The organism is Litchfieldia stipae, from assembly GCF_014837155.1.
Classification (GTDB): domain Bacteria; phylum Bacillota; class Bacilli; order Bacillales; family Bacillaceae_L; genus Litchfieldia.
The window spans coordinates 24,626-46,964 of sequence record NZ_JACYHA010000004.1; the positions used below are offsets into that span (position 1 = coordinate 24,626).

Consider the following 22,339-nt stretch of genomic DNA (forward strand, 5'->3'; position numbering starts at 1 on the left):
AGCCGATAGATGAATCTTATTTACTTCATTGCTTTTTGAAGTGTTTCAATATTTTTTCTCATCAAACTTAAGTAATCTTCGTTATTCTGAAGATCATCGTCTGTTAATGATTCGAGGTTATGCAGCATTAATGCTTCAGCACCAATTTCCTTTTTTACCACTTCAGCTACTTTTCCAGTTACGTTTTGTTCAAAGAGAATGTATTTAATGTCATGTTCCTTTGCTGTTTCAATAATCGTTTGTAACTGTCTTTGTGAGGGCTCTTGAGTTGGTGAGAGTCCTGTAACGCTGATTTGTTCAATTCCATAACGAGATTCCCAATATCCATAGGCTGCATGAGATACAAGGATTTCATGATGAGCAGCACTTGAAACGGCTTGCTGGAATTCTTGGTCTAATGCTTCTAATTCCTCTTTTAATGCGAGGAAGCTTTGCTCAAATTCTTCAGTATGCTCTGGTGCTAATTTAATCAATGCCTCTTTAATATTTTCGGCTAATGAAATCGAAAGGATAGGGTCAATCCAAACGTGGGGATCCACATCACCATGATCATGGTCATCATGTGAAGCCGATTCCTCATGGTCATGGTTCTCCTCCTCATGAGCGTGATCGTCTTCTTCGTGATCCTGAACGACTTCTTCACTATGAAGATCAATTCCATCTCCTGCTGCAATGAAAGCTACTTTTTCTTTTGACAGCGATTCTGTTACAGCATCAACAAATCCTTCAAGACCAATTCCAGTGTATATAAAGCCATCTGCTTCAGCAATTTGTGTCATTGTCCTAGCGGTCGGCTCAAAGGTATGAGCATCTGCTCCAGGTGGAATAATGCTGGATACAGAGATATGTTCTCCACCAATTTTCTCTGTGAAAAACTCTAGTGGATAGATTGTTGTGTATATTGAAATTTTATCATCTGATACCGATTGTTCTTCTGAACAGCCAGATAAAAAAATAGATATAATCATAATTAATGTAAATATCATTGATTTTAATTTCATTCTTATCTCCTCAATTTCTAAAGTCTTAAGTTATTGTGCCAGATAAACAGCTTTATATAATCAAATAAATAGTAACAATTACGATTTACTTCATGTATAATACATTATAGTAATCAGGTTTACAAGTTTTTTTATATTGTGAGCTAATTTTCTGTGAAAAAAATGTATTCCCTGTTAAAATAAGATAAAAAAAGAAGGTGATTGGATGAGTATTTTAGATGAAATACTTCAACATAATAAGCTGTTTGTCGAGGAGAGAGAATATGAAAAATATCAAACCTCCAAATTCCCAGAGAAAAAATTAGTGATTTTATCTTGTATGGATACAAGATTGGTGGAATTACTACCTCAAGCGATGAACCTGAAAAATGGTGATGTCAAAATTGTTAAAAATGCTGGTGCGATTGTCAGTCATCCATTTGGTAGTATTATGAGAAGTATCCTTGTCGCCGTCTATGAATTAAATGCTGATGAAGTCTGTGTTGTCGGACATAGAGAATGTGGAATGAGTAGTATCAACTCTGAACAGCTCTTAAAGAAGATAGTTGACAGAGGTGTTCCACAAGATAAAATTGATACATTGAAATACTCAGGAATAAATTTACATAAGTGGTTTAGAGGCTTTGATGATGTAGAAGAAAGTGTTAGACATAGTGTTGAGATGGTATCAAATCATCCATTATTACCAGCAGACATTCCTGTTCACGGGTTGGTTATTGATCCTGCTACAGGTCAATTAGATCTTGTTGTTAACGGTTATGAAGTAGAAAAAAACTCCTAATCTTTTTATAGGTTAGGAGTTTTTACAGTAAAGAATCGTCTTATTATTTGTATGAGGTGTCGTATATGAAAAGAATCATTGTTATGTTATCGATAGTTTCTTTGTTATTAATGGGATGTGGAAATAATGAAGAGAATAGTCAAACTAACGAGCTAGTACCATTAAATGTTGAAATTGAAATTCAACCTGAAACAATCGATGTAAATGAAGCAGTCACTTTCAATGCATTTGTCACGTATGGTGATGAAGTGGTTGAAGATGCTAATGAGGTTCAATTTCAGATTTGGGAAAAAGGAAATGAAGATGAGGATGAATTTATCGATGGTCCCCATGTAGGTGATGGTGTTTATTCAATCGAAAAAACGTTTGACCATGATGGCACTTATTATGTTGTTGCTCATGTGACTGCTAGAAATATGCATAATATGCCGAAAAAAGAATTTGTCGTAGGTGAGGTTTCATTAAACGAACATGAACATGATCATGATGAAGAGATGAAGGATGAAGATGAGGAACATCATCATGATAACCATTAGTTTTTAGAGAAGGCTGTTTTCGTATATATTGTTGTTTTGAATACCGCAGCCTGAATACACTCCGCGTCCTGTGGGAGCTAACGCATCCCTCGGGAGTCCCCCGTGTATTCAGGCTGCTAGAAATCTATTTTCAATTAATTTATCTCATAAAACAACAAACTTTGAGAAAACAGCCTTGGAGAAAGAACCAGCTTTTTAATTAAAGTTGGTTCTTTTAGTGTCGATGTTTATGATTTTCATCATTTTTTTGGGGAACAGGATCCATTCCACCAGGATGAAAAGGATGACATTTAAGGATTCGTTTCACAGTTAACCAGCTACCTTTTAATGGACCAAAACGAGAAATAGCTTCAACTCCATAATGAGAGCATGTAGGATAGAAACGACAAGTAGGAGGTAGAACTGGAGAAATAAATTTTTGATAAAAACGAATGAAGTTTATAAAAGCCTTCTGAATAAAATAGTACAAAACACACACTCTCCTTCCAATTACACTATACTCCAAATCATTAAAATAGAAAAGATAGATGTGGTACTCGTACATTATTGATGTAAAATTATAAAATACACGTTATGATAGTAGAGAAGATTTTGAAAAGTAAAAAGGGGAGTGTTACAAATGCCATCAGTAGAAAGCTTTGAGTTAGATCATTGTGCAGTTAAAGCACCCTATGTCAGACATTGTGGTGTTCATAAGGTAGGAAGCGACGGTGTCGTAAATAAATTCGATATCCGCTTCTGTCAGCCAAATAAACAAGCGATGAAGCCTGATGTGATTCACACGCTTGAACATTTATTAGCTTTCAACATTCGCGCACATGCTGAGAAATATGATCATTTTGATATCATTGATATTTCACCAATGGGTTGTCAAACAGGTTATTATTTAGTAGTAAGTGGTGAGCCAACAGTAAGTGAAATCATTGACTTACTTGAAGATACGATGAAGGATGCTATTGAAATTACTGAGATTCCAGCGGCAAATGAAACACAATGTGGACAAGCAAAATTACATGACCTTGAAGGTGCGAAGCGCTTAATGAAATTTTGGCTAGGAGCATCAAAGGAAGACCTACATAAGGTCTTTGGATAAGAAAGAGGGTGAGCACTTCATTAGTGTTCACCCTTTTTAATGCTTATTTCTCTTCATGTAAAACCGGTGGAATCCGGTGCTTCGTTGCTTGTTCAAAGGAGTAGGCTAATGGGATTAATGTAGGTTCACTATAAGCTGTACCCGTAAAGGTAATCCCAACAGGTTCACCTTCAGGGGTGTATCCTGCTGGAACCGTAATGGATGGGTAACCAGCTTTAGCCGGTATTCCTGCGCCAATATTGTTAGGAAAAACAATCGCATCAAGCATATGTTCTAGTAAAGTATAATCAATCCCTTGCTCAGTCGACATATAAATATCCTTCTCAAGTGCTTGAATATATGTAGTTTCTATTAATGTTCCACTTGTTGCTTCGGCTTCTTCTAATAATTTTTGACCATATCTTAATGTTCTTTCCTCATGCTTAAGGTTAAATTCAATGACATCCTGTAATGAACGAATAGAGATACTTGGATCTAATGTTTGTAAATAAGCATTCAGATCCGTTTTAAATTCATAAGTTAGCACATCATGTGTCCAGTCGGCTTTTGTAGAAGGAATGACAACATGATCAATCACAGTTGCTCCAAGATCCTTAAGCTTTTCAATGGCTTGATCCATGACTACACGTTTTTCTTCACTTAGATAATCGAAATAGCCCTCTCTTGCAATACCTATTCTGGCTCCATTTAACCCATTCAGATCAAGGAATTGACTGAAATCTGTCGTTGCAAGCTCCCCACTAGTAAGAGTAATTGGATCTTGCTCATCTTTAGAAGCTAAGGAGGTTAGAAGGATAGCGGCATCCTTCACCGTTCTTGTCATAGGTCCAGCGGTATCCTGGCTATGAGAGATGGGAATAATTCCTCTTCGACTAATTAGGCCAACAGTTGGTTTAATCCCAACAAGTGAGTTTTGACTAGCAGGGCTTAGAATAGACCCAGATGTTTCAGTTCCAACAGCCACCGTTGCGAAATTCGCTGCAATAGAAGCACCTGAGCCAGCACTTGATCCGCCCACTTCGAATTTTCCAGGACCATAAGGATTTAAGACTTGTCCACCCCTTGAGCTATAACCGGTTGGCATCCCTGTTGTCATAAAGTTTGCCCATTCAGTCATATTTGTTTTACCAAGAATAATTGCTCCTGCTTCTCTTAGCATCGTAGCCACATGAGAGTCTTTAGCTGCTACAGAGTTTGCAAGTGCAAGGGAACCTGCAGAGGTATGCATTTTATCATGAGTATCAATATTATCTTTAATAAGGACAGGAATACCATGAAGAGGGCCACGTGGTCCTTTTTCTTTTCGTTCTTTGTCTAACGCGGCTGCGATATGTAAAGCCTCAGGATTTACTTCTAATATTGAATTAATCGAACATCCGGAATAATCAAATCGACTAATTCGATCAAGATACATTAACACTAAATCCTTAGAAGTAATTTCAGACGTTGCAAATTTATCCTGAATATCACTAATGGTTGCTTCAATTAACCAGTTAGATAAGGCTTCTAAGCGTTTATTTTTCATGATTTCCTCCTTTTTGTTCACTGTTTTTGTCTAGATAATTTTGGTGTGAATCTTCCTCTTGAATCGGGTCAATTGTGTGTTTATAATCATAGGCCTTAGATGTTGTGATTAATGAAAGTGCGAGTATAATAATGACGATAATGATACAAATGATTAAGATAGTGTACATAAAACACCTCCCGTAAATGTTATCTATCTTTATTTTAGCATGGTAAAGAAAAAAGCGAACATAATATTACAATATTTCAACTCTTTCCCACGATTTGTAGTAGAAATTAGTGGTTTTGGTATGCTAGTAACTGGGAATAGTAAAAGTATAAGGAGGAGATTGATTATGTCACAATCATTAATTAATACCGTTAATAAGCAAATTGCAAACTGGAGTGTGCTTTACATCAAATTACATAACTATCACTGGTTTGTAAAAGGACCAGCATTCTTCACACTCCATGATAAATTTGAAGAGCTCTATAATGAGGCTTCCGTTCATATCGATGAGTTAGCTGAGCGTTTATTAGCGCTTGATGGCAAGCCTGTTGCGACAATGTCAGAAATCTTAAACCTAGCTTCTATCAAAGAAGCAAATGGAAATGAAAGTGCAGAGGAAATGGTTAAGATCATCTCAGATGATTTCTCCATCCTTACTGGTGAGCTCAAAGAAGGAATGGCACTTGCTGGAGAAGTGGACGATGAAACAACTGGTGATATGCTATTAGCGATACACCAAAGTCTAGAAAAGCATATTTGGATGTTAAAATCTTTTCTTGGAAAATAAATTAAGCTTGTTTTAGTAGCCTGGATACACCCACTGAATGCGGAGTGTATTCAGGCTTTTTTTCGGTTGGACAGCTTTTTTCTAGTAAGTTAAGGATTGGCGATTTATAATAGCAACAATGTTATAATTTTGAATTTTGAATAAAAGGAGGAAGTATGATGATTGATTTAAGAAGTGATACCGTTACAAAACCAACCGAAGAAATGAGAAGGGCTGCGTACGAGGCTGAGGTTGGAGATGATGTATATAAAGAAGATGTGACTGTGCAAAAGCTTGAAGAGGTTGCAGCTGACATGTTAGGAAAAGAGGATGCCTTATTTGTTACAAGTGGGACACAGGGAAATCAAATTGCCGTTCTTTCTCATTGTGTAGCAGGAAATGAAGTACTGCTAGAAGCTGATTCACATATTTTCTATTATGAGGGAGGCGCTATTTCAGCATTTGCTGGTGTCCAGCCTCGTACAATTAAAGGTATAAGAGGAGCAATGAACCCAACTGAGATTGAAGCTGCGATACGTGATGAGGATATTCATGTGCCAGAAACAGGATTAATCTGTATCGAGAATACCCATAATCGTGCAGGAGGAGCCATTGTACCACTTGAAAATATGCGTGATATTTATACAATTGCAGAACAACAGCAAATTCCGGTCCATTTAGATGGAGCAAGATTATTCAATGCAGCTGTTGCTCTAAATCAACCACTACATGCATTTTCAGCATATTCGACAACGGTTCAGGTTTGTTTATCAAAAGGACTTGGTGCACCAATTGGTTCTATAATTGCTGGTGACCAAGCCTTTATAAAGAAAGCGAGAAAGTGGAGAAAAAGACTAGGTGGTGGCTTGAGACAAGTTGGGATGATCGCAGCACCTGGATTAGTTGCCCTTACATCAATGGTTGAGAGACTATCAGAGGATCACCAGAATGCACAGAGATTAGCAAATGGTCTAAAGGAAATCACTGGATTAGAAGTAGTGAACCAAGTCGAAACCAATATTGTGTTGGTTGATGTAGCCAAAAAGGGTATTACTTCACAGCAGTTCATCCAACTCTTAGCTGAACAAGGTATTCAAGCTGTATCCTTCGGCCCATCAGTCGTCCGATTTACCACACACTATGACGTAACCTCTGAACAAATTGACAAAGCACTACAAATCATTAATAAGTTATAAAAAAAAAGGAGAGTGACTAATCTTGTCATTCTCCTTTGTTAATGTAGATTTCTAAGTTGATCAATCGTTAGCATTTTCGACTGTCCGATTCCCTCACGTGCCATTTTTCCTTTTAAATTTTCAATCATATAAAAACCAACAAGATTATATAACTCTTGATCTGACAATTCAGCGATTAATTGAAGCATATCCTCACGGTCAAGCTGCTCTAGTACTGAAAAGGCAAGAATATCTGCATCTTCTTCATCACCAGTTAATTTATTTCGATACATTTCATACAGCTCATCAATTAGTTTCATATTGGTTCCCACCTCTCTAGTTATAGTATAGCGTTAAATAGTTAAATGATGCGAATAAAGATGTTTGTCCATGTCAAATTTCTTTTTGTTTCATAAGATATAACATAAGCCATCTGTATGAAGATGGGTGCTAGATATAGAATATGAAAGGATGTATTACATGGATAACAAGTATAGTATCCTCATCATTTCCTTTCTCTCGTTAGGTGGCTCGGCAACAGCGTTTCTCTTAGGAGGATTGGATTCCTTAATCAAGGTACTATTAGCTCTTATTATCATTGATTATATCTCAGGGCTTATGGCAGCGGCTATACAGAGAACTTTGTCAAGTCGGGTAGGATTTAAGGGGATCACTCAAAAAGTCTTTATTTTGGCATTAGTTGCCGTAGCTCATATGATTGATATGGTTCTAGGGTATCATCATTTTATTAGAGATGCGACAATCGTTTTTTATATGGTAAATGAAATCTTGTCGATCATTGAAAATGCTGGCAGAGTAGGTTTACCTGTGCCGGGGTTTTTGAAGAGGGCCATTGAGCAGTTGCGTAAATTAGGTGATATTGATTCGGATGCAACTAAATCAAAGAAATCATCAAAAAAAGCAGAGAAAAAGAAGGATTCAAATCAGAAATGAATATTTAAAGTAGGTTTCTGCAAAAGCTAAGTACATTCTGATGTACAGGAGTGGAGATTGCATGGAACAACAAAAAGCAACCTACTACATTTCAATCGCAAATGGAGAAATATCTAAAGTGAAAACCGCTTCACCTTGGGACTATCGAATCGAAGCTACGGATGATGAAATCATAAAGCTAAGGGAATATTTTGATCAAGGCTATTCTTCTGACTGGCAGGGATTTTTTAGAGCTCATATTCCGTATGTGGAGTATCATCATGACAAAGCAAATGATGGATATGATGAAAGTATGCAAAAGGCGTTCGCACTAATTTATGAATTAGGTGATGAGCAGGCAAAAGAGCATATTAAATCAATGGGAATCATCTCATCAATTGGTCATGGTGGAGAATTAAATAGTTAATTGGGAAGGCTGACCAGAGTGGTTAGCCTTTTGTGCGATGATGAAGAAGTATTTCACCAATAATACGTCATGTGTTAAGATGAAATTAAATAATTGGCAACATATTGGAGTCGAATAAGATGTTTGTATTTCAAGATTTATATCAAAATGAGGTTCATTTATCATTTTCTATTGATCCGTTTTGTAATAACCCGAAACATGTATGGGTAATATGCCGTTATAATGGCCAATGGTTATTAACGAAGCATAAAGAAAGAGGTCTTGAGTTCCCGGGAGGGAAAGTCGAAAGCGGTGAAACAGCAAATGATGCAGCCATTCGTGAAGTGATGGAGGAAACAGGAGCAATCGTTAGTGAGTTAACCTATTTAGGGCAATATAAAGTCCTTGGCAAAGGTAAAACAATCATAAAAAACATTTACTTTGCTGAAATAGAGTCACTAACAAATCAAACAAGTTATTTTGAAACATTTGGTCCAATTCTTCTTCAAGATATTCCTTTACCTTTAAAAAAGAACAATCAATATAGCTTTATAATGAAGGACAATGTATTAATACATAGTTTAGAACAAGTAGAAAAACTCCTAAGTGAGAAAGAATGACCTATGATGAGGTCAATTCCTTTCATTAGGAGTTTTTATTTAGGCTGTTTTCTCAAAGTTTGTTGTTTTTGAGATAAATTAATTGAGAATAAATTTCTAGCAGACTGAATACACGGGGGACTCCCGTGGGATGCGTGGCCAAAGTGAGACGTGAGCAGGAGCGTAAGCGACGAGGAGGCTCACCAGTCACCCCACAGGACGCGGAGTGTATTCAGGCTGCGGGTATTAAAAGCAACAATTTATACGAAAACAGCTTTTATTTATTCTTAATTAAACGACTCTCAAGTAATTCTACTAATTGATACATAATAGTCGCAAAAACAGCAATGATTAATAAGCTTAGGAGAACAAGTGTGAAGTTAAAAACCTGGAATCCATAGATGATTAAATAGCCTAATCCTTTTGCTGAAACTAGGAATTCTCCAACAATGACACCGACCCAGGATAATCCTACATTTACTTTTAACGTAGAAATAATTGTCGGAAACGATGCAGGAAGAATCGCTTGAGAAAAACATTGTGCACGATTGGCACCAAAGGTATTTAACACCTTCAAATAATTTGGATCTACTTCTTTGAAGGACGTATAGACAACAATCGTGGTGATGATGATTGAGATAATTGCACCCATGGCAATAATCGAGAAATAACCAGGTCCTAATGCGACGATTAATATGGGTCCAAGTGCAACCTTTGGCATTGCATTTAAGATAACAAGATAAGGGTCAAGGATATGGCTAAGTCGGGGAGACCACCACAATAAGGCTGCAAGGATTGTGCCTAACAACGTTCCTAATATAAATCCTAGGACAGTTTCAAATAATGTTACATTTAAGTGCAGGAGAAGTGACCCATCATTTATTTTCGTGATAAGTAAATTCCAAATCTTTGATGGGGAACTGAAAATCAATGGATCAATCCAATGTTTTTGACTTGCAATCTCCCAACCTGCAAAAAACACAATAAAGATCAATAGCTGATATAGACGAACAACTCGTTTTTCTTTTTTTAATTCATTCACATACTGCTGATGGAGGTGGTCAATTTTGTTAGTCGGCTTCAAGTTGATCCAGCTCCTTCCATATTTCTTGAAATAGTGAGGAGTATTCAGGGTGTTGCCTCGCTTCAAATGGAATTAGATCTCTTATTGATTTTGGTACTTCAAATGTTCTAGCTAGCTTCCCAGGATTGGCTGAAAGTAGAAATATACGATCACTCATCGCGATAGCCTCACCAATATCATGAGTAACAAGCAAGGCGGTTTTACGATACTCCTTTAATGTTGTTGATACGAGGTCTTCAAGCTTAAGCTTTGTTTGATAATCAAGGGCAGAGAAGGGTTCATCAAGGAGAAGGATTTTCGGATTGGTAGCAAGTGTTCTAACAAGTGCTGCACGCTGACGCATTCCTCCTGATAATTGTTTCGGGAATGATTTCTCTACTCCTGATAATCCTATCTCTTTTAATAGTGCCAAAGCATTCTCTTCTTGTTCTTGATCTAATTGATTCATGATTTTTAAACCGACAAGAATATTCTCTTTAATCGTCTTCCAAGGAAAGAGATAATCTTCTTGAAGCATATATCCAATGGAAGATTGGGCTCGATTTACTGGTTTATGTTCAATTTCGACCTTCCCAGATGTTGGTTGCATTAAACCAGCTATAATAGAAAGTAAAGTTGTTTTTCCACACCCACTTGGGCCAAGAAAGGAGACAAATTCTCCTTCCTTCACCTCGAGCGTGATATCTTCTAAAGCTGTCTTTGCAGTGTCTTTTGTAAAATACGTATGATGTACATTGCTAATCGTTAAAAAGTCCATTCTATTCACTCCTTATTCAGAAACGACCTTTTCAGCAATAGAGGTATTCACAAGGACTTCGTGATTAATTCGCTCAGGAAGCTCTCCAGCTTCGTCCATAATGTTTTGTAGATTAGTCCATTCTTCTTCACCAAGGATTGGGTCAGTAGCAAATGATCCCTGACTCTTATAGCGGTCAACGACAGTTGTTAATAAATCAACTGAAGTATCTGGGAAATGCTCTGAAATAGACTGAGCAATTTCTTCTGGACTATTTTCTTCAACCCATTGCTGTGCCTTATAGATCGCTCGTGTGAATTTTTCAATCGCTTCTCCATTTTTATCAATTGTGCTTTGCTTCGTCATAAAAGACGTATAAGGAACAAGACCTGACTCTTCTCCAAATGAGGCAATGATGTAACCTCTTCCTTCTTCTTCAAAAATGCTTGCTGTTGGTTCAAACAACTGAACAAAATCACCTGTACCAGATGAAAATGCACTAGCGATATTGGCGAAATCAACATTTTGAATCAACTCAAGATCATTATGTGGATCGATATCATGTTGCTTTAATACGTACTCACCTACCATTTGTGGCATCCCGCCTTTACGTTGGCCAAGGAAAGTACTCCCTCTGAGTTGCTCCCAATCAAAGTTGTCAATCTTCTCTCTTGAAACAAGGAAGGTTCCGTCTGTTTGCGTAAGCTGGGCAAAGTTGATGATTGGATCAGTTGATCCTTGTGCTTCAACATAGATGGACGTTTCGGAACCGACAAGACCAATATCAATCCCATCAGATAGAATGGCTGTCATTGTTTTATCTCCACCAGCGGTTGTTGTTAATTCAATTTCTAGCCCTTCCTCTTCAAAAAAACCTTCTGATAGGGCAACATAAAGTGGGGCATAAAAGATGGTATGTGCAACCTCTCCAACTTTTAGCTTTGTCAGGCTATCATTGTTATTACAAGCGGCTAAAGGGATAATAAGTAATAGTGATAATAAAAGTAATGAAACTCTACGCATAATTTTCCTCCTACTGTATTTAAATACATAAATTGATTTATACAGTAGACTATGAATGGTGACAAAAATGTGTGAATGCCTATAAAAAATAAATTAGTTATTCTAGTTTGAAAGGAGACTAAATGCTTGTATTCTGATGGTGATATCATTTCAAAACAAAGATATCCTTCGCCAAGTACGAAGATTGATTTATATCTAGTGACTTATTATTGCAAAGGGTTAAAAATAAAAGGATTTTTAGCAGAGCCAAAGGAAGCTGGCATGTATGATGGATTTCTCTATTTACGTGGAGGGATCAAAAATGTAGGAAAGGTACGGATTGGACGTATTATTCAGTTTGCTTCAGAAGGGTTTGTTGTCATGGCCCCTTTTTATCGTGGAAATCAAGGTGGGAGTGGGAATGAGGATTTTGGCGGAGATGATCGATATGATGCGATTGCAGCATTAAAGCTATTAGAAGCTTATGAAAAAGTGAACCATGATCGGATTCATGTTTTCGGTTTTTCAAGAGGAGGAGTCATGGCTCTTTTGACAGCGATTCATGAACCACAGGTATGCTCTGTTGTTTCTTGGGGAGGTGTAAGTGACATGAGCCTAACTTATGTTGAAAGAAAAGATTTAAGGAGAATGATGAAACGAGTCATTGGTGGCACCCCGACGAAATACCCTAACCGATACAAATGGCGAACTCCACTTTATAATCTTGAAAACCTAGCTGCTCCTGTCCTCATTATTCATGGAGTAAAGGATCAGAATGTCTCGATTGAGCATTCATATCGTTTAGAAAAACGATTAAAGGAGCTCGGAAAGGACGTCACAAGCTGGTATTTTGACAAGTTCACGCATTACTTTCCCCCGTTCGAAAATCGACAAACTGTCAAACAATTAACCGAATGGATGAAAGTACAAGGCTAACAATGCTATGATAGTAATACAAAATCTAAAAGGAGCGAATAAATATGGGGATGCCTCTTGAACTTAACACATTAATCGTTACAAAGGGAAAAGAGAAGAGAATCGAAGAAAACCTATTTAAAGTCGTAAAGGACGGTTATCGCTTATATCCGATTGAAATACCTGTAGAAGTTCGTAAAACCTTAGCCAGTGAAACAAGCGGAAAAGCAATCATAAAAAAGCTAGAATTAGAGCAATCTCAAACGACCATAACTTATGAACTAATAGAGTTAAATTCAACAAATTAATTTTAAAAGGACGATTGTAGACCAGGTTTATAATTGGTCGATCAATCGTCCTCTTTACTTCTTTGTCTACCTCTACTTATACAAGTGGTCCACCCTTTTTACTGATTTCCTCTGATACATTGGAGAACTGCTTAAAGTTATCTTTAAACTTCAATGCAAGCTCCTTTGCTTTTATATAATAAGCACTCTGGTCCACCCATGTTTTTGCTGGCTGTAATACGTCATCAGGAACCCCGGGTACTCGAAGAGGAATCTCCAATCCGAATATATCCCCTTTTACCGTTTCAGTTTGAAGTAACTCTCCTTTTAGTGCCGCATGCACCATGGCACGAGTATATTTCAGCTTCATTCTTTCACCAACACTGTATTCCCCACCAGTCCAGCCCGTATTAACCAAGTAGACTTGAACATGATGTTGATCAATAAGTTTTCCTAGCATGTTGGCATAGGTAGTCGCTGGAAGTGGCAAGAATGGAGAACCAAAACAAGTTGAAAAGGTTGCTTCTGGAGAAGTCACTCCTCGCTCAGTCCCGGCTAACTTACTTGTATATCCACTCAAAAAATGATACATGGCTTGTTCTTTTGTTAATTTACTTATTGGAGGTAAGACACCGAATGCATCTGCTGTAAGAAATATAATCGAAGTTGGGTGCCCACCAACGCTTGGGGAGACAATATTATCAATGGAGTCAATTGGATAAGCCGCCCTAGTATTTTCAGTAAGGAAGCCATCTTCATAGTCTGCAACTCGAGTTTCTCCATCTAACATGACATTTTCTAATACAGAACCAAAACGGATGGCATTGTAAATTTGCGGTTCTTTTTCTTTAGAAAGTGAGATACATTTTGCATAGCAGCCACCTTCAATATTAAACACTCCTGAGTCAGACCAACCATGTTCATCATCACCGATAAGCTTGCGGTCTGGGTCAGCAGACAATGTTGTTTTACCAGTACCAGATAGGCCGAAAAACAAGGCAACATCTCCATTAGCGCCAACATTTGCTGAACAATGCATCGGTAAGATATCCTGCTGCGGTAACACGTAGTTCATAACAGAAAAGATGGCCTTTTTCATCTCACCAGCATATTCTGTCCCACCAATAAGGACGATTCTTTTTTCAAAGGAAATGATGATAAACGTTTCAGAATTTGTTCCATCAGTTCTTGGGTCTGCTTTAAAGGTTGGAGCAGATATAACTGTGAATTCAGGAGTGTGTGTGGCGAGATCTTCTTCAGTTGGACGAATGAAAAGCTGTCTAGCAAATAGATTATGCCAAGCATACTCATTAATGACTCGTATAGCCATTCTTCGACTAGAATCAGCTCCTGCAAATCCATCGAAAACAAATGCTTCATCCTTCTGTGTTAAATACTCCACTATTTTTTGATATAGCTGCTCAAACTTAGCAGAAGAAAAAGGTTGATTTACTTTACCCCAATCTACGTGATCAGTCGTAGTTGAATCCTTCACAATGTATTTATCCTTAGGGGAACGTCCTGTATATTTTCCTGTTTCAGCTCTAATAGCCCCTGTAGAGGTCAATATCCCTTCGTTTCTTAACAAAATCTTTTCAACAAGACTTGGAACTGATAGATTGTAATGGAAATGCTCCTGATTCAATAATGTTGTCATTTTCTCATTAATTAGATCTACAGAATTCATTAAAAAACCACCTTTTCCTTTTCTTTGAAAAATAGCTTATATATTCTTCTGATAATAAATAGTATAACACATTAAATGGAATATTCCATACTAATTATTCCTCATTTTATACGTATCGAAGTGAAAAAATGACGAATAATCTGTTGCCAAAAAACTTTAACCATTCAGGTTGACACTGTATGTCTCGTACGTTATGATAGGTCATTGAACGGATACTCTCTTATCCCGAGCTGGTGGAGGGACAGGCCCTATGAAACCCGGCAACCATTACTATTTGTGCAAATAAAAAGGTAGGATTCCTTCTATCTTATGTTTGAATTTCTATAGTGATAAGGTGCTAACCTGATGCAAGGCATTACGCTTTGAGCGATAAGAGTGAAAGGCGAGTACATGAGAATGAACCCTTTCCTACTATGAAGGAAAGGTTTTTTATATATTCTCATGAAAAAGCGATTTACTTCGAGATATTCTTAGAGAAACGATAGCTAGTATACTGACACATTGTGATTTACATATATGATTTAGAGCAGAGGATTCACTTTCGCAATTTGTTTAGAGCGTTTTAGCAAAGTTTTCTTCATAAAATGGGATTAAGTTATGAATACTAAGGGAATGAGTACCGTATCTAAAACAATGTGAAATCAGTCCTGCTGATTTTCACCATTTATAAAGGAGGAAGCGTTTGACATGTCAAAAAAACGCCGTTTATTTACTTCAGAATCAGTTACAGAGGGACATCCGGATAAAATCTCTGACCAAATTTCAGATTCAATCCTAGATGCGATTCTAACAAATGATCCGAATGCACGTGTAGCTTGCGAAACTTCAGTGACTACAGGATTAGTATTAGTTGCAGGTGAGATTACAACTTCTACATATGTTGATATACCTAAGATTGTTCGTGAAACCATTCGCGGGATTGGTTATACGCGCGCTAAGTACGGATTTGATGCTGAAACCTGTGCTGTTTTAACTTCAATTGATGAGCAATCAGCAGATATCGCCATGGGGGTTGACCAAGCACTTGAAGCTCGCGAAGGACAAATGACTGATGAAGAAATTGACGCGATTGGAGCAGGGGACCAAGGATTAATGTTTGGTTTTGCGATTAATGAAACAAAAGAGCTAATGCCTCTTCCGATTTCATTAGCACACAAACTAGCTCGTCGATTAACTGAAGTACGTAAAGAAGATATTCTTCCTTACCTACGTCCTGATGGAAAGACTCAAGTAACAGTTGAGTATGATGAAAATGATAAACCAGTTCGAATCGATACAATCGTTATTTCAACTCAACATCATCCAGAGGTTTCATTAGAGCAAATTCAACGTAATATTAAGGAGCATGTGATTAATCCAGTTGTTCCTAGTGAATTAATCGATTCTGAGACTAAATATTTTATCAATCCAACTGGACGCTTTGTTATCGGTGGACCACAAGGGGATGCAGGCTTAACTGGGCGTAAGATCATCGTAGATACTTATGGTGGCTATGCTCGTCATGGTGGTGGAGCATTCTCAGGAAAAGATGCAACGAAGGTTGACCGTTCTGCAGCATATGCTGCTCGTTATGTAGCGAAAAACATCGTTGCTTCTGGATTAGCCGATAAATGTGAAGTTCAATTAGCCTATGCAATTGGTGTTGCACAACCAGTATCAATTTCAATTGATACATTTGGAACTGGAAAAGTGTCAGAAGAAACGCTAGTAGAGGTGGTACGTAGTAATTTTGATTTACGTCCAGCGGGTATTATCAAAATGTTAGACCTTCGTCGCCCAATCTACAAGCAAACAGCAGCATATGGTCATTTCGGCCGTACAGACTTAGACCTACCATGGGAACGAACAGACAAAGCAGATGCACTAAAAGCTCAAGCATTACAATAATATAAAATCAAAAGAGTTGCACCCCCAGGGTACGACTCTTTTTTTAGGCTGTTTTCGTATATATTGTTGCTTTTAATACCCGCAGCCTGAATACACTCCGCGTCCTGTGGGGACACACGCATCCCAGGGGAGTCTTAAGTGTATTCAGTCTGCTAGAAATCTCATTCTCAATAATTCATCTCAAAACAACAACAAACTTTGAGAAAACAACCTTTTTTTATAAAAGAAGTTGAAGATTTTTTGTAACTTTTTGTAGAATAATTCGTCTTATTTAGTATTGGTTATGATACAATTTACTCTTGGTTACACTGTAATAATAAGTAATTAGTATGTGAACTAATGATATTTTGACAAAGAAGGTGAAGTCCAACATGTGTGGTTTCATAGGGTGTATACACGATCAAGAAACTGTCATTGATGAAAAGAAAAAAGTACAATTCGAAGATATGAATACAATCATCACTCATCGTGGTCCGGATGATGCGGGATACTATAATGATGAGCATATTCAATTCGGATTTAGGCGCTTAAGTATTATAGATATAGAGGCTGGACATCAGCCATTAACATATGAAAATGAGCGATATTGGATCATCTTCAATGGTGAAATCTACAACTATCTCGAGCTAAGACAAGAACTAGTCGACAAAGGCTTTGAATTTGCTACACACTGTGATACAGAAGTTATCATTGCGTTATATAGTGACATTAAAGAAAAAGCTGTAGAGAGATTAAGAGGAATGTTTGGGTTTGTTATTTGGGATAAACAGGAGAAAACTCTGTTTGGAGCTCGTGATCCCTTTGGAATTAAGCCTTTCTTTTATTATGAAACCGATGGGAAGACATACTTTGGTTCTGAAAAGAAAAGCATATTGTTAGCCTTAGAAAACGACATCTTAAATTATGATTCTCTACAATATTACTTAACTTATCAATTTGTACCAGAACCTGAAACCATGTCAGATGGAATTAAGAAGCTAGAGCCCGGTCATTATTTCACGAAAAAACTTGGTCAAAAGCTTGAAATCAAGACTTATTGGAAGGCTTCGTTTCAGCCAAAGCAAACAAGTGAAACTCAATTGATCAAAGAGATTCGAGAAGCCCTCTATGATTCTGTGAAAATTCATATGAGAAGTGATGTTCCTGTTGGTTCATTCCTATCTGGAGGGATTGATTCGTCAATCATTGTTTCGATTGCGAAGGAATTCCATCCAAGTATTAAAACGTTCTCCGTTGGATTTGAACGTGATGGATTTAGTGAAATTGATGTGGCTAAAGAAACTGCTAGTAAATTAGGAGTTGAGAATATTAGCTACAACATCACTCCTGAAGAGTATATGAAGGAATTACCGAAAATCATTTGGCATATGGATGATCCACTTGCAGACCCTGCAGCAGTACCACTCTATTTTGTCGCAAGGGAAGCAAGAAAGCATGTAACAGTTGTTCTTTCAGGAGAAGGAGCAGATGAATTGTTTGGTGGGTATAATATATACCGTGAACCTCAGTCACTAGATGTATTTAACAAAATACCCACACCAGGTAAGGCAATGCTTCGCCAAATTGCTAGAATGTTACCTGAAGGTGTAAGAGGTAAGAGCTTTATTGAACGTGGTGTTACTCCAATGGAAGAACGTTACATTGGGAACGCCAAAATGTTCAATGAAGAGGAAAAGAAACAACTACTTAAGTCATATAAGGATGGTTTGGATTATACGAATATTACAGCTCCGTTTTATCAAGAAACAAGAGGTTATGAGCCTGTAAATCGGATGCAATATATCGATATTCATACATGGTTACGAGGTGATATTCTATTAAAAGCTGATAAAATGACAATGGCCCACTCCTTAGAGCTCCGAGTTCCTTTCTTAGATAAAGCTGTGTTCGATGTAGCATCAAAGATAGCACCGGAGTTGAAAACAGCAAATAATACGACTAAGTATATTCTTCGAAAAGCTGTTGAAGGGATTGTCCCAGATCATGTGCTAGATCGTAAGAAGCTTGGATTCCCTGTTCCTATTAGACATTGGTTGAAAAACGAAATGCATGATTGGGCAGTGAACATTATAAATCAAAGTGATACCTCTCACTTGTTTAATAAAAATGTCATTTTAAACCTGTTAGACGAACATTGTAAAGGAAAGTTTGACCATAGCCGTAAAATATGGACAGTTCTTATCTTCATGATTTGGCATCAGGTGTATATCGAAAAGGTCTATGACTTCACAGACATCTATAAAGAAACAAAAGCACCAGCAGGCGTATGAAATAACTAATTGCAAAGCCGCAGATTGAATACACTCCGCGTCCTGCGGGGTGACCGGTGAGCCTCCTCGTCGCTAAAGCTCCTGTGGGGTCTCACTTTGGCCACGCATCCCGCGGGAGTCTCCGTGTATTCAATCTGCTAGATGCATCAATTTATTTATGTCTAATACAACAATCTTTGACAGCCAAATTCAAAAAGCCAATTAAAAAATCACGTACTAATCATAGTACGTGATTGCTTGTCTTCCCATTTGCACCCATGATTTGATGAAATCATCCTTGGGTGCTTTTTTGTTTTTAGTCCCTTTTTGTGGATCATTAAAATAGATATAATGTTCATCGTATCCAGTAATTAACACTGAATGCTCTTTATACGTAATGTCAATGACACCGTCATTTGTATGCCAGGTTTGAAAAAGTGATGACGGAAGCTCTTTATAATGAACATTTGTAATCACCCATACAGGCTTTTCATCAGAAAGATGCTTTTGTACCTCTTCAAAATCCTTTCCAGTTAAATCGATGATTCGATCTGGTAGGTAAACATTTGCTAATACTGCGATGGGGCGATGATAGACTCCAAAACCAGGATTATTAAATGAATACATATCACCAACAAAGCCAAAATTAGGATTGCCAAAATAGATCTTCCCATTCTCCTTTTTATAAGGAGTTGGGTCCTTTTTTACTTCCTTAGCAAGTGTCATTTTATCAATCTTTACTCCTGCATGTTGAAGTAACATCGCTAAGCTTGTCACTTCACATCCGCGAGGAAGCTCAGGAAATTGTTTAATGACAGGTGCATCAATCAACACTGATTTTTTTATCTGAGATTCTCTAGCTTCAGCGTGCGCTACGACAGCTTCAATTGGTTCAATGACGTGCACTTGAGTGCCGCTTTTGTTAATGCTTGTACTGAGTAACTGCCAGTCCATATTTCGGACGAAAAGACTACTGAATAACCCAAAGAACAATATCGTGTAGATGGTTGCCAAGCGTGTGAATCGCTTAGTCCCTTTTTGGGTTAAAATATATATAATTAGAGCTACTGTCACGAGCCCTGATAAAAGAACTAAAGCAATTGTCATTCTACTACTCCTTATTGGTATAGTTCTCTTATATCTTACCATGATTTCGATCTTAACAATCAAAAAAAGTGCTTCCTTTTAAAGGTAGCACTAGCAGTTAAATTACGCATATTTCATTGCTTCTTCGGAATGAATAACATCATCGTATTGCAATAATAATTCATCAAAAATGACTTCCCATGATTGTGTCAGTGCATAGTCTCTTCCAGCAGTTCCCATCTTATATCGTAATTGCTCGTTGTTAATAAGTGTACTTATTGCAACACAAAATTCGTCAACTTCAGCTGGTGTACAAAGAAAGCCATTTGTCTCGTGACGGACAATGCTTTTCACACCTCCAGCATTTGCGGCGATGACAGGTGTACCAGATGCCAGTGCTTCAAGAACGACATTGCCAAATGTTTCAGTTGTAGATGGGAATACGAATACGTCAGATCCTGAGTACACATTTGCTAATTCCTCTCCGTTTAAGAACCCGGCAAAGGTCATATTCGCTGGAGCGTCTTTCATCATTTCTTCCTTTGATGGGCCATCACCCACAATCAACCAGTGAACCTTACTTTGGATTGAATTTGGTAGTGAGTGTGTAATCTTCATCAATGTCTTAACGTCTTTTTCAGGAGCTAATCGACCTACATACGTCAGAATGTAAGGAGCGTTAATATGATACTTTTGAGAAATCAAGGATTTAGTGTCCTTTGGTTGAAATTGATTACAATCGATTCCTCTTGGCCAGATACTTAAGTGGAGGAACCCATGCTTTTTTAATTGATTCAATGTTTCCTTAGAAGGTACGAATATTCTTTTGAATGACCTATGAAACCAGTGCATATATTTCCATAATAGCTTTGAGAGGAATTGCAGGTCATAAAAATCTAAATATTGATCAAAATCAGTATGGTAAGAACCGACAACCGGAATGTTGAGTTTTTTTGAAAAATGTAAACCAGTCAAGCCTAAATTAAATGGAGTTGCAATGTGAATTAAATCAGGTTTGAATTTTTGCAGCTCGGATTTGATGGAAGGTAGATTCGGTAGTCCCATTCTACAGTCAGGGTACAAGAAAAATGGCAGACTTGTAAAACGGAGGATTTGCTGCTCGAATAATGGTTTATTCGTACTCTCAGGTGCAAAAACTCGATATTCAATTCCTTTAGAATCCAAATAATCTGTTAAGCGTTTTAATGTTCTTGCCACCCCATTAACATCAGGAGCAAATGTGTCTGTGAAAATCGCGATTTTTTTCATTGTCCCCCTCCTAAGAAAGTCGTTGTTAGACCGAGAAAATAGTTGGGTAAGAAATGATGAAGGAATTTGCTAGAAATCCAATTGATGTACCGAGTAAGCTTCCGGCTAGTACATCTGAAGGGTAATGTAAACCTAGATATACTCTAGAAATCCCAACTAAGCATGCGAGCGGAAGTAAGAAAATAGTTGTTACTGGATAACTTAAAATGATAGGAATAATTAATGAAAAGATTGCAGTAGTGTGACCTGAAGGAAATGAATGATCCTTTAAAGGATTCTTTTGATGCTTAGCCCTTTCTAAGGTCAAATAAGGTCGAGTTCGGGGATATAGCTTTTTAATAATCATGACAGGGATGTGACTTACACTTAAAGAAATTGCACATCCAATACCAGTGATGCGGAGCTGATCAGTTGATAGGAAAAGGATGATAAGACATGTGATGATTGTAAATGTAGCCCCTCCAGCATGTGTTAATGTTCGGAAAAATAGGTTTAACCCCTTTACATCATAATGCTTGTTAACCATGCGAAACATCTGGCATTCTGCAGTATAGCAGGTAAGAAGCAATTTACTTAACATATTCCCTAGCCCCCAAACAATTCGTTGATTTAATCCCAATTGTACTAGAGCCATATTGAAGAAATAATAAAGTGATGTAAAGTTAAGGTAAAATATAGGATGAGTGGAAGAGTGAGCTTTCACCCACTCCATTCAAACTAATCTATTGTTGTAATGACTTATAATATTGTCCCTTTTCGACATATTCAGAACGAATACGATCCATATCTTTTTTATCCTCTTCTGTTAATGACCGGACGACTTTCGCGGGTCTTCCAAGAGCTAGAGAGTGAGGGGGAATCTTTTTTCCAGGAGGAACAAGACTTCCTGCTCCAATAAAGGCTCCTTCTCCAATTTCAGCTCCATCAAGAATAATTGAGCCCATGCCGATTAATGCTTCTTTTCTTATAATAGAACTATGTAGTATTACTTGATGTCCAATCGTGACGTCATCCTCAATCAGAAGAGTCTTATTTGGACTTTGATGCAGACAAGAGTTGTCTTGGATATTGACTCTATTTCCTATAACAGTTGGTGCAACATCTCCCCGAATAACGGTGTTGAACCAGATTGAGCTTTCGTCTCCAATCGTCACATCTCCAGAAATGGTAACAAAGTCAGCAATAAAAGCTGAGTCAGAAATAGTAGGGTGTTTATCTTTATATGGATAAATCATGAACTCCACCTCTTTTAGTTGAATTATTAATAAAAATCATCTAAGTTAAGTTTATCACTTTTTTATTTGTCCATTTAAAAGATTTTCAAATAAAGAAGG

The 22,339-nt window shown here is 37.4% G+C and carries 25 protein-coding genes and 1 riboswitch; of the genes, 12 read left to right on the top strand and 13 right to left on the bottom strand.

Features of this window, described 5'->3' with window-relative positions:
* Positions 1-20 precede the first annotated feature (20 nt).
* Entirely contained in the window at positions 21-1,001 is a 981-nt protein-coding gene (locus tag F7888_RS06175; RefSeq protein WP_191778277.1) for a metal ABC transporter solute-binding protein, Zn/Mn family, read from the bottom strand.
* 205 nt (positions 1,002-1,206) lie between these two features.
* Between F7888_RS06175 and F7888_RS06180 the strand changes: the two genes are divergently transcribed.
* Together F7888_RS06180 and F7888_RS06185 are read left to right on the top strand one after the other, a co-directional pair.
* Positions 1,207-1,782, top strand: coding sequence for a beta-class carbonic anhydrase (locus F7888_RS06180; RefSeq protein ID WP_191778279.1), 576 nt, complete (start codon positions 1,207-1,209; stop codon positions 1,780-1,782).
* A gap of 65 nt (positions 1,783-1,847) precedes the next feature.
* Entirely contained in the window at positions 1,848-2,318 is a 471-nt protein-coding gene (locus F7888_RS06185; RefSeq protein ID WP_191778281.1) for a FixH family protein, read from the top strand.
* A 214-nt stretch (positions 2,319-2,532) separates the two neighbouring features.
* Here F7888_RS06185 and yidD read toward each other — a convergent pair whose 3' ends face one another.
* Positions 2,533-2,787, bottom strand: a complete 255-nt coding sequence (gene yidD, locus F7888_RS06190; protein ID WP_225228627.1) for a membrane protein insertion efficiency factor YidD — start codon at positions 2,785-2,787, stop codon at positions 2,533-2,535.
* Positions 2,788-2,937: 150 nt separating this feature from the next.
* On the opposite strand from yidD, the gene F7888_RS06195 reads away from it, so the two are divergent.
* Positions 2,938-3,411, top strand: a complete 474-nt coding sequence (locus tag F7888_RS06195; RefSeq protein WP_191778282.1) for an S-ribosylhomocysteine lyase — start codon at positions 2,938-2,940, stop codon at positions 3,409-3,411.
* Between the two features lie 43 nt (positions 3,412-3,454).
* Here the strand turns inward: F7888_RS06195 and F7888_RS06200 are convergent, their stop codons facing one another.
* Positions 3,455-4,936: an amidase family protein gene (locus F7888_RS06200; protein WP_191778284.1), complete on the bottom strand. Its 1,482-nt coding sequence runs from the start codon at positions 4,934-4,936 to the stop codon at positions 3,455-3,457.
* Positions 4,926-5,105, bottom strand: a complete 180-nt coding sequence (ytzI, locus tag F7888_RS06205) for a YtzI protein (protein WP_191778286.1) — start codon at positions 5,103-5,105, stop codon at positions 4,926-4,928. The genes F7888_RS06200 and ytzI overlap by 11 nt, the downstream gene beginning before the upstream one ends.
* Before the next feature lie 165 nt (positions 5,106-5,270).
* Here ytzI and F7888_RS06210 point away from each other — a divergent pair, with 165 nt between their 5' ends.
* Entirely contained in the window at positions 5,271-5,711 is a 441-nt protein-coding gene (locus F7888_RS06210; RefSeq protein WP_191778288.1) for a Dps family protein, read from the top strand.
* A gap of 158 nt (positions 5,712-5,869) precedes the next feature.
* Positions 5,870-6,886: a threonine aldolase family protein gene (locus F7888_RS06215; RefSeq protein ID WP_191778290.1), complete on the top strand. Its 1,017-nt coding sequence runs from the start codon at positions 5,870-5,872 to the stop codon at positions 6,884-6,886.
* A gap of 38 nt (positions 6,887-6,924) precedes the next feature.
* Here the strand turns inward: F7888_RS06215 and F7888_RS06220 are convergent, their stop codons facing one another.
* Positions 6,925-7,185 (bottom strand): DUF6154 family protein, encoded by a 261-nt coding sequence (locus F7888_RS06220; protein ID WP_191778292.1) that lies wholly within the window; start codon positions 7,183-7,185, stop codon positions 6,925-6,927.
* A 160-nt stretch (positions 7,186-7,345) separates the two neighbouring features.
* Here F7888_RS06220 and F7888_RS06225 point away from each other — a divergent pair, with 160 nt between their 5' ends.
* From F7888_RS06225 to ytkD, 3 genes are all read left to right on the top strand, one after another.
* Positions 7,346-7,819: a phage holin family protein gene (locus F7888_RS06225; protein WP_191778294.1), complete on the top strand. Its 474-nt coding sequence runs from the start codon at positions 7,346-7,348 to the stop codon at positions 7,817-7,819.
* Positions 7,820-7,880: 61 nt separating this feature from the next.
* Positions 7,881-8,225, top strand: a complete 345-nt coding sequence (locus F7888_RS06230) for a hydrolase (protein ID WP_191778296.1) — start codon at positions 7,881-7,883, stop codon at positions 8,223-8,225.
* A gap of 119 nt (positions 8,226-8,344) precedes the next feature.
* Positions 8,345-8,824, top strand: coding sequence for an RNA deprotection pyrophosphohydrolase (gene ytkD, locus F7888_RS06235; protein ID WP_191778299.1), 480 nt, complete (start codon positions 8,345-8,347; stop codon positions 8,822-8,824).
* Between the two features lie 256 nt (positions 8,825-9,080).
* Here the strand turns inward: ytkD and F7888_RS06240 are convergent, their stop codons facing one another.
* Genes F7888_RS06240 through F7888_RS06250 form a run of 3 tightly spaced genes read right to left on the bottom strand, consistent with a single transcriptional unit; the run spans position 9,081 to position 11,646 of the window.
* Positions 9,081-9,887, bottom strand: a complete 807-nt coding sequence (locus F7888_RS06240; protein WP_191778301.1) for an ABC transporter permease — start codon at positions 9,885-9,887, stop codon at positions 9,081-9,083.
* The gene (locus F7888_RS06245) at positions 9,874-10,644 is read right to left on the bottom strand and encodes an ABC transporter ATP-binding protein (RefSeq protein ID WP_191778303.1); all 771 of its coding nucleotides are present in this window, start codon (positions 10,642-10,644) and stop codon (positions 9,874-9,876) included. The genes F7888_RS06240 and F7888_RS06245 overlap by 14 nt, the downstream gene beginning before the upstream one ends.
* A 12-nt stretch (positions 10,645-10,656) precedes the next feature.
* A complete protein-coding gene (locus tag F7888_RS06250) occupies positions 10,657-11,646 on the bottom strand; it encodes an ABC transporter substrate-binding protein (RefSeq protein ID WP_191778306.1) in 990 nt (329 codons plus the stop codon).
* A gap of 126 nt (positions 11,647-11,772) precedes the next feature.
* On the opposite strand from F7888_RS06250, the gene F7888_RS06255 reads away from it, so the two are divergent.
* Entirely contained in the window at positions 11,773-12,561 is a 789-nt protein-coding gene (locus F7888_RS06255) for an alpha/beta hydrolase family protein (protein ID WP_191778308.1), read from the top strand.
* 44 nt (positions 12,562-12,605) lie between these two features.
* Positions 12,606-12,848, top strand: coding sequence for a DUF2584 domain-containing protein (locus F7888_RS06260; protein WP_191778311.1), 243 nt, complete (start codon positions 12,606-12,608; stop codon positions 12,846-12,848).
* A 76-nt stretch (positions 12,849-12,924) separates the two neighbouring features.
* Here F7888_RS06260 and pckA read toward each other — a convergent pair whose 3' ends face one another.
* Positions 12,925-14,514, bottom strand: coding sequence for a phosphoenolpyruvate carboxykinase (ATP) (gene pckA / locus F7888_RS06265; RefSeq protein WP_191778313.1), 1,590 nt, complete (start codon positions 14,512-14,514; stop codon positions 12,925-12,927).
* Positions 14,515-14,731: 217 nt separating this feature from the next.
* Positions 14,732-14,890: riboswitch (SAM riboswitch) on the top strand.
* Positions 14,891-15,201: 311 nt separating this feature from the next.
* Between pckA and metK the strand changes: the two genes are divergently transcribed.
* Both metK and asnB read left to right on the top strand, forming a co-directional pair.
* Positions 15,202-16,401 (top strand): methionine adenosyltransferase, encoded by a 1,200-nt coding sequence (metK, locus tag F7888_RS06270; RefSeq protein ID WP_191778315.1) that lies wholly within the window; start codon positions 15,202-15,204, stop codon positions 16,399-16,401.
* 371 nt (positions 16,402-16,772) lie between these two features.
* Positions 16,773-18,671 (top strand): asparagine synthase (glutamine-hydrolyzing), encoded by a 1,899-nt coding sequence (gene asnB, locus F7888_RS06275; RefSeq protein WP_191778317.1) that lies wholly within the window; start codon positions 16,773-16,775, stop codon positions 18,669-18,671.
* 216 nt (positions 18,672-18,887) lie between these two features.
* On the opposite strand, the gene F7888_RS06280 is transcribed toward asnB, so the two are convergent.
* The 4 genes from F7888_RS06280 to F7888_RS06295 all read right to left on the bottom strand — a co-directional run bounded on the left by F7888_RS06280 (position 18,888) and on the right by F7888_RS06295 (position 22,240).
* A complete protein-coding gene (locus tag F7888_RS06280) occupies positions 18,888-19,751 on the bottom strand; it encodes a C39 family peptidase (RefSeq protein ID WP_412095982.1) in 864 nt (287 codons plus the stop codon).
* A gap of 108 nt (positions 19,752-19,859) precedes the next feature.
* Positions 19,860-21,005, bottom strand: coding sequence for a glycosyltransferase family 4 protein (locus F7888_RS06285; RefSeq protein WP_191778321.1), 1,146 nt, complete (start codon positions 21,003-21,005; stop codon positions 19,860-19,862).
* A 25-nt stretch (positions 21,006-21,030) separates the two neighbouring features.
* The gene (locus tag F7888_RS06290; RefSeq protein WP_191778323.1) at positions 21,031-21,585 is read right to left on the bottom strand and encodes a phosphatase PAP2 family protein; all 555 of its coding nucleotides are present in this window, start codon (positions 21,583-21,585) and stop codon (positions 21,031-21,033) included.
* A gap of 142 nt (positions 21,586-21,727) precedes the next feature.
* A complete protein-coding gene (locus tag F7888_RS06295; protein ID WP_191778325.1) occupies positions 21,728-22,240 on the bottom strand; it encodes a gamma carbonic anhydrase in 513 nt (170 codons plus the stop codon).
* Positions 22,241-22,339 lie beyond the last annotated feature (99 nt).

Coding starts and splice junctions, on each gene's coding strand:
- F7888_RS06210 (WP_191778288.1), top strand. CDS start 5,271: ATGTCACAATCATTAATTAATACCGTTAATAAGCAAATTGCAAACTGG.
- asnB (WP_191778317.1), top strand. CDS start 16,773: ATGTGTGGTTTCATAGGGTGTATACACGATCAAGAAACTGTCATTGAT.
- F7888_RS06220 (WP_191778292.1), bottom strand. CDS start 7,185: ATGAAACTAATTGATGAGCTGTATGAAATGTATCGAAATAAATTAACT.
- F7888_RS06195 (WP_191778282.1), top strand. CDS start 2,938: ATGCCATCAGTAGAAAGCTTTGAGTTAGATCATTGTGCAGTTAAAGCA.
- F7888_RS06285 (WP_191778321.1), bottom strand. CDS start 21,005: ATGAAAAAAATCGCGATTTTCACAGACACATTTGCTCCTGATGTTAAT.
- F7888_RS06175 (WP_191778277.1), bottom strand. CDS start 1,001: ATGAAATTAAAATCAATGATATTTACATTAATTATGATTATATCTATT.
- F7888_RS06225 (WP_191778294.1), top strand. CDS start 7,346: ATGGATAACAAGTATAGTATCCTCATCATTTCCTTTCTCTCGTTAGGT.
- metK (WP_191778315.1), top strand. CDS start 15,202: ATGTCAAAAAAACGCCGTTTATTTACTTCAGAATCAGTTACAGAGGGA.
- F7888_RS06180 (WP_191778279.1), top strand. CDS start 1,207: ATGAGTATTTTAGATGAAATACTTCAACATAATAAGCTGTTTGTCGAG.
- F7888_RS06260 (WP_191778311.1), top strand. CDS start 12,606: ATGGGGATGCCTCTTGAACTTAACACATTAATCGTTACAAAGGGAAAA.
- ytzI (WP_191778286.1), bottom strand. CDS start 5,105: ATGTACACTATCTTAATCATTTGTATCATTATCGTCATTATTATACTC.
- F7888_RS06200 (WP_191778284.1), bottom strand. CDS start 4,936: ATGAAAAATAAACGCTTAGAAGCCTTATCTAACTGGTTAATTGAAGCA.
- F7888_RS06230 (WP_191778296.1), top strand. CDS start 7,881: ATGGAACAACAAAAAGCAACCTACTACATTTCAATCGCAAATGGAGAA.
- ytkD (WP_191778299.1), top strand. CDS start 8,345: ATGTTTGTATTTCAAGATTTATATCAAAATGAGGTTCATTTATCATTT.
- F7888_RS06215 (WP_191778290.1), top strand. CDS start 5,870: ATGATTGATTTAAGAAGTGATACCGTTACAAAACCAACCGAAGAAATG.
- F7888_RS06295 (WP_191778325.1), bottom strand. CDS start 22,240: ATGATTTATCCATATAAAGATAAACACCCTACTATTTCTGACTCAGCT.
- pckA (WP_191778313.1), bottom strand. CDS start 14,514: ATGAATTCTGTAGATCTAATTAATGAGAAAATGACAACATTATTGAAT.
- F7888_RS06290 (WP_191778323.1), bottom strand. CDS start 21,585: ATGTTAAGTAAATTGCTTCTTACCTGCTATACTGCAGAATGCCAGATG.
- F7888_RS06250 (WP_191778306.1), bottom strand. CDS start 11,646: ATGCGTAGAGTTTCATTACTTTTATTATCACTATTACTTATTATCCCT.
- F7888_RS06245 (WP_191778303.1), bottom strand. CDS start 10,644: ATGGACTTTTTAACGATTAGCAATGTACATCATACGTATTTTACAAAA.
- F7888_RS06185 (WP_191778281.1), top strand. CDS start 1,848: ATGAAAAGAATCATTGTTATGTTATCGATAGTTTCTTTGTTATTAATG.